Raw genomic sequence first — 11,621 nt, 5'->3', positions numbered from 1 at the left:
CGGGGGAAAGCACGGCTACATCTACCAGGCCCTCACGTTTCACAAGCGCGACAAGCTGATGGAGCCGTTCCTGCTCCACGTGGACCCGGCCACCCGGCAGGACGAAAGCCAGTACTGCCACGAGGGCCAGGAGTTCCTGCTGGTGCTGGAAGGGGAAACCGAACTCCTGCTGGGAGACGAGCGGATCGTGTTGCGGGAGGGGGACTGCGTGTATTTCGACTCCCATCTCCGGCACCGGTTGCTGGCCCGGGGGGACCGGCCGGCAAGGGTGCTGGCCGTCCTGGCCAAGGGGGCCTGACCGTGCCAGGTGCCAGAAGCCAGAGGACAGGGCGTTCTGGCATCTGCCTTCGGAACTCCGGCCCCTGATACGGTAGCCAGTCCCGGAGGGTGGGGCGAGCTGAGACGCTGGAATCGCAGATGGTTTTGCCTCCCAGCGTCCCAGCCTCCCAGCGTCCCAGCAGAAGGTACTTGGAACCCTTGGAGGAGGCGATGGACCCGATTCGCGCGAAAAAGATCGCGGCCGCCGTGGCCGGGGTGATGGAGTTCCTAGCCGAGGCGCAGGCCGCGGCCGCCGCCGCGGCCCCGGACTCAGCGGTTCCGGCCGCCCCCGCACCGGGGCCGGCGCCCTCGGCCTGGGCGCTCGCCGGCCGCCACGACACCATGCTGTTCCGCACCCTGTGGCAGCGCCGCGTCGCTCGCCTCGGTTGACCCGTTCGCACGTCACCTGATCGTTTCGAGGGGAAGGAGTCTGCCATGTCCAAAAAGCCCAACCCGCTCAAGATTACCGACCTCACCTTCCGCGACGGCCACCAGAGCCTGTTCGCGACCCGGATGCGCACCGAGGACATGGAGGCCATCGCCGAGGCGGTGGGCAAGGTGGGCTACCACGCCCTGGAGGTGTGGGGCGGGGCCACCTTCGACGTCATGCACCGGTTCCTGGGGGAGGACCCCTGGGAACGGCCCCGGCGTCTCCGGCGCTACATCCCCAAGGAGGTGAAGTTCCAGATGCTCCTGCGGGGCCAGAACCTCGTGGGGTACCGGAACTACGCCGACGACGTGGTCGAGGCGTTCGTCGACGAGGCCTGCGACGCCGGGATCGAGATCTTCCGGGTGTTCGATGCTCTGAACGACGAGCGCAACTTCGAGACCGCGGCCCGGGCCATCAAGCGAAACGGCATGCACTTCCAGGCGGCGCTCTCCTACACCGTGACCGAGCGCAAGATGGGCGGGCCCCTCTTCACCCTGGAGTACTGGGTGGAGAAGGCGAAGACCTTCGCCTCGATGGGGGCCGATTCCATCTGCATCAAGGACATGGCGGGGCTGCTGGCCCCGGACGACGCCTATGATCTGATCAAGGCCATCAAAAAGGCCACCAAGCTGCCGGTGGAGCTCCACTGCCACACCACCTCGGGGCTCGCCGAATACACGTTCCAGCGGGCCATCGACGCCGGCGTGGACATCCTCGACACGTGTTCGGCACCGTTTGCGAACCGGTCGAGCCACCCGGCCGTGGAGCCCATCGTGATGATGCTCCAGGGCACGCCCCGGGACACCGGGCTCGACCTGGACCGCCTGAACGAGGTGGCCGAGTACCTGGAGCGGATCGGGCCGAAATACCGCCACCTCCTGGACACCACGCGGCTCTCCGTGGTGGACATCGGGGTGCTCCTGCACCAGGTACCGGGCGGCATGCTCTCGAACCTGGTGAACCAGTTGCGCCAGGCCGGCGCCGAGGACCGCCTGAACGACGTGTTCCGGGAACTGCCCCGGGCGCGCAAGGACCTGGGCTACCCGCCGCTGGTGACCCCCACGAGCCAGATCGTCGGGGTGCAGGCCGTCCAGAACGTGCTCTTCGGGAACCCCGACGGTTCCCTGGAGGAGCGCTACAAGATGATCTCGGGCCAGGTGAAGGATTACTGCTACGGGCTCTACGGCCGGCCCCCGGCCGAGATCAACCCGGAACTCCGGAAGCTGGCCCTCAAGGGGTACCCCCGGGGCGAGGAGCCCATCACCTGCCGGCCGGCCGACATCCTGGAGCCGGAGCTCGAGAAGGCGAAGGCCGAGGTGGGCGACCTGGCCAAGGACCGCAAGGACCTCCTGCTCTACACCCTGTTCCCGACCACGGGGAAGCGGTTCCTCCGGGTGAAATACGGGCTCGAACCCGTCCCCGAGGAGTGGAAGCCGCGCACCCTCGAGGACGCCAAGCGCGAGGAGGAGCTGTGCCGCAAGGCCCTGGCCGGTGAGCTGGTGGAGAAGCCCAAGGCCGAGCCGCCGGCGGACGCCCGCACCTACAAGGTGTACGTGGACGGCGAGCTGTTCGAGGTGGCGGTGGAGGCCCCGGCGGGCGCCCCGCCGGTGGTGACCGCGGTGGCCCCGGCGGCTCCCGCGCCCCAGCCGGCGGCGCCGCAGCCGGCACCGGCCCAGCCCGCCCCGGCGGCCGAGCCGCCGAAGCCGGCGGCTCCGGCAGCGGGGGCCAAGGCCGCCCTCGAGGCCCCGATGCCGGGCATGATCGTGGACGTCCTGGTGGGCCCCGGCGACCCCGTGAAGGCCGGCGACGTCGTGGTGATCCTCGAGGCCATGAAGATGGAGAACGCCCTCGAGGCCCCGGCCGACGGCGTGGTCCAGGAGGTGCGGTGCGCCAAGGGCGACAACGTGGCCAAGGGCGACGTGCTCGTGACGATCGGGTAACCGCTGGCCAAGACCCCGTGATCCCAGTCCCGGGCGGCCCGACCGCCCGGGTTTGCGTTGACGTGCGAGAGGAGGACCTCGGATGAGCCTGCAGGAAAAATTCGAACTTCTGGCCCAGAAGAACCGGGAGGCCGAGGCCGGCGGCGGGGAGGAGCGGATCGCCAAGCACCACGCCCAGGGCAAGCTCACGGCCCGGGAGCGGCTGGCGCTCCTCTTTGACCCGGGGACGTTCGTGGAGGTGGACAAGTTCGTCACTCACCAATGCACGAACTTCGGCATGGAGAAGACGAAGATCCTCGGCGACGGCGTGGTCACCGGGTACGGCAAGGTGGACGGCCGCCTGGTGTACGCCTACGCCCAGGACTTCACGGTGTTCGGGGGGAGCCTGTCGCTCACCATGTCCAACAAGATCTGCAAGATCATGGACATGGCCCTGAAGAACGGCGCGCCGGTGGTGGGCCTGAACGACTCGGGGGGCGCCCGGATCCAGGAGGGGGTCCAGAGCCTCGCGGGCTACGCCAACATCTTCCACCGCAACGTGATGAGCTCCGGGGTGATCCCCCAGATCTCGGCCATCATGGGCACCTGCGCCGGCGGCGCGGTGTACAGCCCGGCGCTCACGGATTTCATTTTCATGGTGGACGGCACGAGCCACATGTTCATCACGGGCCCCCGGGTGATCAAGGCGGTCACCAACGAGGACGTGACCATGGACGCCCTGGGCGGGGCCATGACCCACAACCAGCGCTCCGGGGTGGCCCATTTCGCCGCGTCGGACGACAAGGAGTGCATCGCCCAGATCAAGCGGCTCCTGTCGTTCCTGCCGTCCAACAACTTGGAGGACCCGCCGTTCGTGCCCACCGACGACCCGGCCGACCGGAAGCTCCCCGAGATCAACGAGGTGGTGCCCGACAACCCCAACAAGGGCTACGACATCAAGACGATCATCACGGCCATGGTGGACCACGGGGACTTCTTCGAGGTCCACGCCCACTACGCGCCCAACATCGTGGTGGGGTTCGCCCGGATGGGCGGAACCGTGGTGGGCATCGTGGCGAACCAGCCGGCCCACCTGGCCGGGTGCCTCGACTGCGACGCCTCCATGAAGGGGGCCCGGTTCGTGCGGTTCTGCGACGCGTTCAACATCCCCATCGTGACCCTGGAGGACGTGCCCGGCTACCTGCCCGGCACCGACCAGGAGTACCGGGGCATCATCAAGCACGGGGCCAAGCTCATTTACGCCTACTCCGAGGCCACGGTGCCGAAGATCACCGTGATCACCCGCAAGGCCTACGGCGGCGCCTATTGCGTGATGAGCTCCAAGCACCTCCGGGGCGACGTGAACCTCGCCTTCCCCACGGCCGAGATCGCGGTCATGGGGCCCCAGGGCGCGGTGGACATCATCTTCCGCAAGGAGATCCAGAAGGCCGAGGATCCCAAGAAGGCCCGGGAGGAGAAGATCGCCGAGTACACCGAGCGGTTCGCCAACCCCTACCAGGCCGCGGAGCTCGGGTACATCGACGAGGTGATCCTGCCCGAGGACCTCAGGATCCGGGTGATCCAGGGCCTCGAGGCCTGCCGCAACAAGCGCGACACCAACCCGCCGCGCAAGCACGGGAACATCCCGCTTTAGGGGGCCGGCCGTGACCGACGTGTGGACCTTCGCCGTTCAAACCACCGCGGTGGGAATGGGGGTGGTGTTCGTGGCCTTGTTCCTGCTGTCGGTGTACATGCACTACTTCAAGGAGTTCACGGCCCGCCTCGAGGGCAAGGGGCGTCGGGTCCGGCGGGAATCGAAGGCCACGGCACCGGCGCCCGCGCCCCGCGTGGAGCCGGTGCCCCGGGAGGAGCCGCCGGCGGCGGACGACGAGGGGGCCCGCACCGCGGCGGCCGTGGCCGTGGCGTTGGCCCTGCGGGGCGTCGGCGGGGCCCCCGCCCCCGAGGTGGCCGCGGCCATCGCCGCGGCCCTTGCGCTCCACCGGGCCCGCCCGGCCCCGGAACCGGGCCCCTCTGCCGCGCCGATTCGGTCTTGGGGTCTCGCCGGCCGGTTGGAGGCCATGGCCGGCCGGGCCGCGCGCCAGGAACGGATCCACCGGTGACCCCCTGGGGCCGCCGGCCCCGTCCCCGTTGAGCTTCCCTTTCCTTTGGAGGACGTGTTCATGAGCCGCTACGATCTTGTCATCAACGGACAGCCCTACGCCGTGGAGATCCGGAGCCTGGCCGGAGGCCGGGCCACCGTGGTGGTAAACGGCGTGACCTACGACGTGGAGATCCCCGGCGGGGCGGCGGCCGCGCCCGCCTCCCAGCCGGCCCCGGCGCCCCAGCCCGCCCCGGCCCCGGCCCAGCCCGCCGCCCAGCCGGCTCCCGCGCCGCAACCCCAGCCGGCGAAACCGGCCCCGGCGGCCGCGCCGGCCCCCGAGGGCGGCGAGGTGATCACGGCCCCCATGCCCGGCCACATCCTCAACGTGCTCGTGGCCGAGGGCGACGCCGTGGAGGTGGGGGACACGGTGGTCGTGATGGAGGCCATGAAGATGGAGAACGAGATCAAGGCCCACGTGGCCGGCAAGGTCCTGGAGGTCAAGGTCGCCAAGGGCCAGGACGTGGGCGTGGGCGAGGTGCTCGTGGTGATCGGAGCCGGCTGATGGAAGGGATGGACGGGTTCCTTCAGAAATTCCTGGGGGGCACCGGGTTCGCGAACGCCACGCCCGGGCATCTGCTGATGCTGGCGGTGGGACTCACGTTCATCTATCTGGCGATCCGCAAGCACTACGAGCCCCTGCTCCTGATTCCCATCGGGTTCGGGATCCTGATCGCCAACATCCCGCTGCCCCCCGGGTTCCAGCTCATTTCCAAGGAGTTCATGGCGGGCACGGCGGGGCCGAGCGCGGTCATGGACTACCTTTATCTGGGGGTGCTCAAGGGCTTCTATCCCCCGCTCATCTTCCTCGGGATCGGGGCCCTGACGGACTTTTCGTCCCTCATCGCCAACCCCCGGCTCGTTCTCCTGGGGGCGGCGGCTCAGTTCGGCATCTTCGCCACCCTGGCCGGGGCGCTTTGGCTCGGGTTCTCTCCGCCCGAGGCCGCCGCCATCGGGATCATCGGCGGGGCCGACGGGCCCACCTCGATCTTCCTGGCCTCCCGGCTGGCGCCCCATCTCATCGCCCCGGTGGCCATCGCGGCGTACTCCTACATGGCCCTGGTGCCCGTGATCCAGCCGCCGGTCATGTACCTCCTGACCACGAAGAACGAGCGGCGGATCAAGATGGCCCCGGCCAAGAGCGCCTCGCGGCTCGAGCGGATCCTGTTTCCCATCGCGTCGTTTCTGATCTGCACCCTGATCGCCCCGGGCGCCGTGATCCTGCTGGGCATGCTGTTCTTCGGGAATCTCCTGAAGGAGAGCGGGGTCACCGACCGGCTCTCCAACACGGCCAAGTCGGCCTTCATCGACACCGTTACGATCCTCCTGGGGGTGAGCGTGGGCGCGAGCGCCTCGGCCGAGACCTTCCTCACCCCCCAGAGCCTTCAGATCTTCGCCCTGGGTGCCGCGAGCTTTGCCGTAGCTACGGCGGCCGGGGTGCTCTTCGCGAAGGGCATGAACCTGTTCACGAAGAACAAGATCAACCCCCTGATCGGGGCGGCCGGGGTGAGCGCGGTGCCCGACTCGGCCCGGGTGGCCCAGATGGTGGGGGCCAAGGAGGATCCGACGAACTTCCTGCTGATGCACGCCATGGGCCCCAACGTGGCCGGGGTCATCGGTTCGGCCATCGCGGCCGGGGTGCTCTGGTCGCTCCTGGGTGGGTAGGCTCTCACCTTTCCGCACAAAGAACCGCCCGGGTCGGCGCGCGCCGGCCCGGGCGGTTTTCCTTTTGGGGCCCTGCCCTGCCTACTCCCGCACGATCCTCCCCTCCGACTCCTTGAGTTCCTGGTGCAGAAAGAAGTTCAAAAGCGTCCGGATCCCCACGATGGCCGCGAGTTGGCCGATGTCCTGCCAGTTCGGGGAGATCGCGGTGCGCATCACGTCGGCCCCGATCAGGAACTCGAGGCTGAGCGAAAGGTTGTGCCCGAGCTCGTGGCGCATGGTGAACAGCGCCCGGTGGTGCCGGTGGCGGAACAACCCGCCCCGCACGTAGATCACCACGGCCTGCACGATGCCCACCAGGATGAAGAACACGGCCATGGCCTCGGCCGCGAGGGCCACGTAGTGGGCGACTTGTTTGATCCAGAGTTCCATGGGGGTTCCGTTGGGACGTTGGGACGTTCGAACGTTGGGACGTTAGGACGCAAGTACGCTTGCATCCGCTGCGGCCGGGGCGTGGGACCGGGCCCCGGCGCGCGACGGCCGGGGGGTTGCGCCCCGGCGGCCGAACGCTATTTTTGGAAGCGCGAACCAAGGACCCAACCCGCGACGGGCGCGCGCGTTCCGTCCTGGGGCGAAACGGGGTATGGCCGCTTGGCTGCCTAGCCGCCGAGCGGCCGTGCCCGAAAGGAGGGTACCATGGGATTCTGGGAATCCAAGCCGTGCCGGGTGGTGTCGGGTCTGGCCGTGGTGCTGGCCGTGGCCCTGGTGATCACCGGCTGGGCGTTCGGGTACACGCCGGACCGCTGGAATCCGGCCACCTGGGTGGCCCTGGTCGCGGTGCTCGCCTGCCTGGCGGTATGCTGCTGCGCCGGGAGCCGGCGGGACGCCTGCCGCCGGCCGTAGGCCGCGTCATCGATCGAGCCGGGTGATCCCCTCCTCCCGGGCGATCCGCACCGCTTCGATCACCTCGGCCCGGGCCGGCCGGCGATCGAGGGGCGGGAGGCGGTGGGCCTCGCCCACGGGCCGGTACTGGGCCATCACGTTCACGTAGGTGCGAGGCGAGATCTCCCGGGCCAGGAACCGCATCACCTCCCGGGTGCCGGCGAGCCCCCCGGGGAGCACGAGGTGCCGCACCAAAAGCCCCCGCACCGCGATGCCCCGGTCGTCCACGGCCAGGTCCCCCACCTGGCGGTGCATCTCCCTTACCGCGGCCCGGGCCGCCTCCCAGTAGTCGGCCGCGCCGGCGAGCCGCTCCCCCACGGCCCGGTCCACCCATTTGAGGTCCGGCATGTAGATGTCCACCACGCCGTCCAGGAGCCGGAGGGTTTCGACGCTATCGTACCCGCTGGTGTTGTACACCAGGGGGATCCGAAGGCCCCGGCGCACCGCGATGGCGAGGCCCGCGAGGATCTGGGGCACCACATGGGAGGGAGTCACCAGGTTCACGTTGTGGCAGCCCTGGGCCTGGATCCACAGGAACGTTCGGGCCAACCGGTGGGCCGGCGTGATCGCGCCCTCGCCGTCCTGGGAGATGTCCCAGTTCTGGCAGAACCGGCAGCGCAGGTTGCATTCCGAAAAGAACACCGTGCCCGAGCCCCCGAACCCCACGAGGGGCCGCTCCTCCCCGAAGTGGGGGCCGGCGGAGGCCACCTTGGCGTGGAGCCCGGTGCGGCACACGCCGGTTTCGCACCGGAGCCGGTTCACCCCGCAGCGCCGGGGGCAAAGATCGCAGGCGGCGAGCCGTTGATAGGCCGCCCGCAGGGCCGAGTGCAGCCGGCCCGACCGCCAGGCGGAGACGTAAGCGGGTTCGAACATGGTGCGGCCCCTTCGGACCCTCACCCCCCGGGTCCCTTTACCCGGTACCGGGCCGGCGCGATCCGCTCGGCGCGGCACCGAGGGCACCGGCCCGGCCGGGTGGATCGGGTGCGGTCGCGAAACGAGAACCCGCAGGCTCGGCAGCGTGCGGGCTCCACCACGACCCGCTCCCCGGGCGCAAGCGACCGGAGGGCGTGGCTGAGATGCTCGGCGGCCTCGGGCTCCCGGAGCCCAAGCGCTCGGGCCAGGTCGGCCACGGTGGCCGGCCCGGCCCGCAGAAGCTCCAGCATCCGGCGGCGCACCGTTTCGGTCACCGGCTCCAAAATCCCTCTGGGTCGTAGCGCCGGATCACCGCAAGGTCCTCGGGCGTGGGCTCCGGGGTGCGGGGAACGGGGTCGGGGATCACGACGGGCCAGCCCGTGAGCGCCCGGACCTCCTCGGGATCCACCCCGGGGTGAACCGAGGCAACCACCATCTCCCGGGTGCGGGGGTGAAATGTGAACACGCATTTGTCGGTGATGACGCCCGCGGGGCCGCCCCCCCGAAGCCCCTGCTCCTCGCGCCAGGCCCGGCCGTCGCCGTGCCCCGGGCTCGTCACATAGCGCACCCGCTCCACGAACCGCCGGCGCTCGTGCTTCATCACGATCACGAGCCGCCCGGCCATGCAGGCGATGTCGCAGGCGCCCCCGCTGCCGGGCAGCCGAACCGGGGCCGTATCGGGGCCCACCTCGGTGGTGTTCAGGTTGCCGAACCGGTCGATCTCGGCCCCCCCGATGAACCCTAGATCCACCCGGCCGGACTGCAGGAGCCCCATCGCCGGTTCCATGCCCATGCACATGCGGGCGCCCCGGAGGTTGGGGGGATCGCTCATGGTGATCAGGGGGTCGGCCGCGGGGGTGTCGCGGAGCACCCCGTTCTCGAAGAGCCCGACGGCCCGGGGCGCGTGGGTGGACCGGGCCAGCAGGAACGCGAGCAGCGGCAACCGCATGCCCACGAACACGAGCTCCCCGTCCCGGATCTCCCGGGCGGCCCGCGCGATCATGAGTTCTCCGGGGGTGTAGTCGGCCATGGCGGGTCCGCTGCTCGAAGGCTACGAAGCTGGGAAGCTGGAACGCGAAAACCCAAGGGGCAAGATCCGCCGCCCCGCCCTCAATACCCGAAATCGGCGGCCACCGAGTAGGCGTGGTCCGCCACCCGCAGCCGGTCGAGGCGGCCCTGGGCCCGCAGTCGGTCCACGTACGCGCCGTGGTCTGCCACGCCGGTCACCCACTCCTCCAGCCAGGCCTCGAACCCTTCGCGGGTGCGGCTCGCGGCGTGGTACTCCCGGTAAAAGTCGTGATCCCGGTTCGCGTAGCCCTGGCAGGGGGAAGGGTGGCTGCCCCACCGGGCCTCCACCACCGCGCTCACCCGGAAGCCCGGGATCAGGGTGCGGTTGGGGTCGCTCGCGATCACCCAGGGCGGCACGATCTCCTCGGCCACCACGATCACCCGTTCGGCCGCGAACGCCGCCTCCTGGGTGACCCCCAGGTTCCCCCAGGCGTGGGCGTTCCCCTGGGCGTCGGCCCGCTGCACGTGGAGGATCGCCACGTCCGGCACGATCGCCGCAACCGCCACCAGCGCCTCCCCGGTGAACGGGCACCGGTGGGGCCGGAGCCCCGGGTTGCGTTCCAGAACGGAGCTCCCCAGGGCCGTGCGGGTGGGCAGATACGGAAGCCCCATGCTGGCGGCCTTGAGCCCGGTCTGGAGGGTGAAGTTCGTGTGGTCCACCACCTCCACCGGCCGGGGTTCGCCCCGTTCCACGGCCCGGCGGAAGTTATACCCCGAGCCCATCATCACGTTCCCCACCCAGGCCGCCTCCACCCGGGCGGCGCACCCGGCGCCGATCAGCACGTCGAAGAGCATGTCGGAGATCGGCCCGATCAGCGTGAGGTCCCCGATGCCCTGCCGGACGATCTCGTTCCCGGCCGCGAACGGGATCAAGGACTCCAGGGCCGCGCCCATCACCACCCGGTCGCCGGGCCGCACGAAGAGCCCCACCGCCTCCGCCAGGGTGTAGATCTTGGTCTCCACCGTCAGTCGTCCGCGAACACGAGGCAGGTGTTCCGAAGCCGCTTCTTGCCCTGGGCCACGATCTCGTCCTCGGTCATGGTCTTCTTAAGCTCGTCCCAGTAGTTCACCGAGGCGCCGATCAGGATCATCGAGACGAGCCGCACCGCGTCGGTGATGAGCTCCACCATGTGGGCGCACCCCCGTGGCCCGCCGAGCCGCTTCGTGATCTCCCGGACGATGCCCCGGCCGATCGTGAGCCCCACGAGTTCCTTGACCCCCTCGGCGCCGGCCCGGCACCGGGAAAGGGGCACCTTGGTCATGTTGGCCCTGGCGTCCTCGATGACCCCGTCGGGCAGCCGCACCAGAAGCTCCAGGTGGAACGAGTGCTCCAGGTCCAACAGCGTGCTCGTGACCAGCAGATGCTCCGGGTCCACCTGCTTCACGTTGGAGTGGATCGAGCGCTGGAAGATGTCCATGGGCTAGAAGCTCGGCGGGGTGATGACCCAGATGGCCCGCATCACGTCGGGCCCGGGGTTTCTCCATTTGTGGGGGATCGACGAGGTGAAATAGATCGAGTCCCCGGGCTCCATGCGGTATTCCTTCCCCCCGAGCTCGAACAGGAGGGTGCCCTCGAGCACGGTGCCGAACTCCTCGCCCTCGTGGGAGTACTCGCCCTCGCTCTCCCCGCCCGGAAGCAGGGTGAAGAAGATCACCTCCATCTTGCGGTTCGGCACCTTCGAGGCCCCGAACTCGAAGATCACCTTGTCCTTGACCACCTCGTAGGGCACCCGGTCGGAGCGCCTCAGGAAGTACACCTGTTCGTCCCGGTCCTCGGTGAACATGTCGCCGATGCTCACCCCCAGGGCCTGGGTGATCCTCTTGAGGCTCGCGATCGAGGGGGAGTTCTTGTCGTTCTCGATCTGGGAGAGGAAACTCTTCGAAAACCCCGTGCGTTTCGCGAGTTCCTCCAGGCTGTACCCCCGGGCCCTCCGGGCCTCCCTGAGCTTTTTCCCGAGCATGTTCCGGATCTCCAACCAAGGTTTTGAATGCGGCCACGCCGACCCTTGTAAACAAAAGTGCGCCCGAGGTCAACGCCCACTTGGGCGGCTTGACACGCCCCCGCCCAAGTGGGAGCATGGCGCCCGTCGCGCGCCCGTAGCTCAGCTGGATAGAGCGCCGGACTTCGAATCCGTAGGTCGGGGGTTCGAATCCCTCCGGGCGTGCCATTCGCGAAGGATCGCCGCCTCCGGTTTGGGGGCGGCGTTTTCGT

The 11,621-nt window shown here is 69.4% G+C and carries 15 protein-coding genes and 1 tRNA gene; 9 read left to right on the top strand and 7 right to left on the bottom strand.

Annotated features, from left to right (window positions below; genetic code table 11):
• The 7 genes from ACY0I8_RS12750 to ACY0I8_RS12720 form a co-directional block, all read left to right on the top strand.
• A partial coding sequence (locus tag ACY0I8_RS12750) for a cupin domain-containing protein (protein WP_461395042.1) occupies positions 1–298 on the top strand: 298 nt, incomplete at its 5' end.
• Positions 299–489: 191 nt separating this feature from the next.
• Positions 490–708, top strand: coding sequence for a hypothetical protein (locus ACY0I8_RS12745; protein WP_461395041.1), 219 nt, complete (start codon positions 490–492; stop codon positions 706–708).
• Positions 709–753: 45 nt separating this feature from the next.
• Positions 754–2,688 (top strand): pyruvate carboxylase subunit B, encoded by a 1,935-nt coding sequence (locus tag ACY0I8_RS12740; protein ID WP_461395040.1) that lies wholly within the window; start codon positions 754–756, stop codon positions 2,686–2,688.
• An 88-nt stretch (positions 2,689–2,776) separates the two neighbouring features.
• Positions 2,777–4,321, top strand: coding sequence for an acyl-CoA carboxylase subunit beta (locus ACY0I8_RS12735; RefSeq protein ID WP_461395044.1), 1,545 nt, complete (start codon positions 2,777–2,779; stop codon positions 4,319–4,321).
• Between the two features lie 10 nt (positions 4,322–4,331).
• The gene (locus ACY0I8_RS12730) at positions 4,332–4,787 is read left to right on the top strand and encodes an OadG family protein (protein WP_461395039.1); all 456 of its coding nucleotides are present in this window, start codon (positions 4,332–4,334) and stop codon (positions 4,785–4,787) included.
• Positions 4,788–4,847: 60 nt separating this feature from the next.
• On the top strand, positions 4,848–5,330 hold the full coding sequence (locus tag ACY0I8_RS12725; protein WP_461395038.1) for a biotin/lipoyl-containing protein: 483 nt from the start codon (positions 4,848–4,850) through the stop codon (positions 5,328–5,330).
• A gap of 8 nt (positions 5,331–5,338) precedes the next feature.
• Positions 5,339–6,490, top strand: coding sequence for a sodium ion-translocating decarboxylase subunit beta (locus ACY0I8_RS12720; RefSeq protein WP_461395043.1), 1,152 nt, complete (start codon positions 5,339–5,341; stop codon positions 6,488–6,490).
• 81 nt (positions 6,491–6,571) lie between these two features.
• Here the strand turns inward: ACY0I8_RS12720 and ACY0I8_RS12715 are convergent, their stop codons facing one another.
• The gene (locus tag ACY0I8_RS12715; protein ID WP_459942077.1) at positions 6,572–6,919 is read right to left on the bottom strand and encodes a DUF1622 domain-containing protein; all 348 of its coding nucleotides are present in this window, start codon (positions 6,917–6,919) and stop codon (positions 6,572–6,574) included.
• A gap of 264 nt (positions 6,920–7,183) precedes the next feature.
• On the opposite strand from ACY0I8_RS12715, the gene ACY0I8_RS12710 reads away from it, so the two are divergent.
• Positions 7,184–7,390 (top strand): hypothetical protein, encoded by a 207-nt coding sequence (locus ACY0I8_RS12710; protein ID WP_459942078.1) that lies wholly within the window; start codon positions 7,184–7,186, stop codon positions 7,388–7,390.
• A 6-nt stretch (positions 7,391–7,396) separates the two neighbouring features.
• Here the strand turns inward: ACY0I8_RS12710 and ACY0I8_RS12705 are convergent, their stop codons facing one another.
• From ACY0I8_RS12705 to ACY0I8_RS12680, 6 genes are all read right to left on the bottom strand, one after another.
• Positions 7,397–8,302: a radical SAM protein gene (locus tag ACY0I8_RS12705; protein WP_459942079.1), complete on the bottom strand. Its 906-nt coding sequence runs from the start codon at positions 8,300–8,302 to the stop codon at positions 7,397–7,399.
• A 20-nt stretch (positions 8,303–8,322) separates the two neighbouring features.
• Complete coding sequence (locus ACY0I8_RS12700; protein WP_459942080.1) at positions 8,323–8,616, bottom strand: transcriptional regulator; 294 nt, start codon at positions 8,614–8,616, stop codon at positions 8,323–8,325.
• The gene (locus ACY0I8_RS12695; RefSeq protein ID WP_459942081.1) at positions 8,613–9,371 is read right to left on the bottom strand and encodes a CoA-transferase subunit beta; all 759 of its coding nucleotides are present in this window, start codon (positions 9,369–9,371) and stop codon (positions 8,613–8,615) included. The genes ACY0I8_RS12700 and ACY0I8_RS12695 overlap by 4 nt, the downstream gene beginning before the upstream one ends.
• An 80-nt stretch (positions 9,372–9,451) precedes the next feature.
• Positions 9,452–10,372, bottom strand: coding sequence for a CoA transferase subunit A (locus tag ACY0I8_RS12690; protein ID WP_459942082.1), 921 nt, complete (start codon positions 10,370–10,372; stop codon positions 9,452–9,454).
• A 2-nt stretch (positions 10,373–10,374) separates the two neighbouring features.
• A complete protein-coding gene (locus tag ACY0I8_RS12685; protein WP_461395037.1) occupies positions 10,375–10,827 on the bottom strand; it encodes a DUF2889 domain-containing protein in 453 nt (150 codons plus the stop codon).
• A gap of 3 nt (positions 10,828–10,830) precedes the next feature.
• Complete coding sequence (locus tag ACY0I8_RS12680) at positions 10,831–11,370, bottom strand: cupin domain-containing protein (RefSeq protein ID WP_461395036.1); 540 nt, start codon at positions 11,368–11,370, stop codon at positions 10,831–10,833.
• Between the two features lie 130 nt (positions 11,371–11,500).
• On the opposite strand from ACY0I8_RS12680, the gene ACY0I8_RS12675 reads away from it, so the two are divergent.
• A tRNA-Arg gene (locus ACY0I8_RS12675) sits at positions 11,501–11,577 on the top strand.
• The last annotated feature ends 44 nt before the right edge of the window (positions 11,578–11,621 follow it).

Source organism: Deferrisoma sp. (genome assembly GCF_054681715.1).
Note: the sequence above shows the minus strand (reverse complement) of the source record. Positions and strands in the feature narration are given on the sequence as shown.

What these genes read in the sequence shown, in the direction of transcription:
- ACY0I8_RS12725 (WP_461395038.1), top strand. Translation starts at nt 4,848, where the DNA reads ATGAGCCGCTACGATCTTGTCATCAACGGACAGCCCTACGCCGTGGAG.
- ACY0I8_RS12680 (WP_461395036.1), bottom strand. Translation starts at nt 11,370, where the DNA reads ATGCTCGGGAAAAAGCTCAGGGAGGCCCGGAGGGCCCGGGGGTACAGC.
- ACY0I8_RS12685 (WP_461395037.1), bottom strand. Translation starts at nt 10,827, where the DNA reads ATGGACATCTTCCAGCGCTCGATCCACTCCAACGTGAAGCAGGTGGAC.
- ACY0I8_RS12740 (WP_461395040.1), top strand. Translation starts at nt 754, where the DNA reads ATGTCCAAAAAGCCCAACCCGCTCAAGATTACCGACCTCACCTTCCGC.
- ACY0I8_RS12745 (WP_461395041.1), top strand. Translation starts at nt 490, where the DNA reads ATGGACCCGATTCGCGCGAAAAAGATCGCGGCCGCCGTGGCCGGGGTG.
- ACY0I8_RS12705 (WP_459942079.1), bottom strand. Translation starts at nt 8,302, where the DNA reads ATGTTCGAACCCGCTTACGTCTCCGCCTGGCGGTCGGGCCGGCTGCAC.
- ACY0I8_RS12720 (WP_461395043.1), top strand. Translation starts at nt 5,339, where the DNA reads ATGGACGGGTTCCTTCAGAAATTCCTGGGGGGCACCGGGTTCGCGAAC.
- ACY0I8_RS12695 (WP_459942081.1), bottom strand. Translation starts at nt 9,371, where the DNA reads ATGGCCGACTACACCCCCGGAGAACTCATGATCGCGCGGGCCGCCCGG.
- ACY0I8_RS12715 (WP_459942077.1), bottom strand. Translation starts at nt 6,919, where the DNA reads ATGGAACTCTGGATCAAACAAGTCGCCCACTACGTGGCCCTCGCGGCC.
- ACY0I8_RS12710 (WP_459942078.1), top strand. Translation starts at nt 7,184, where the DNA reads ATGGGATTCTGGGAATCCAAGCCGTGCCGGGTGGTGTCGGGTCTGGCC.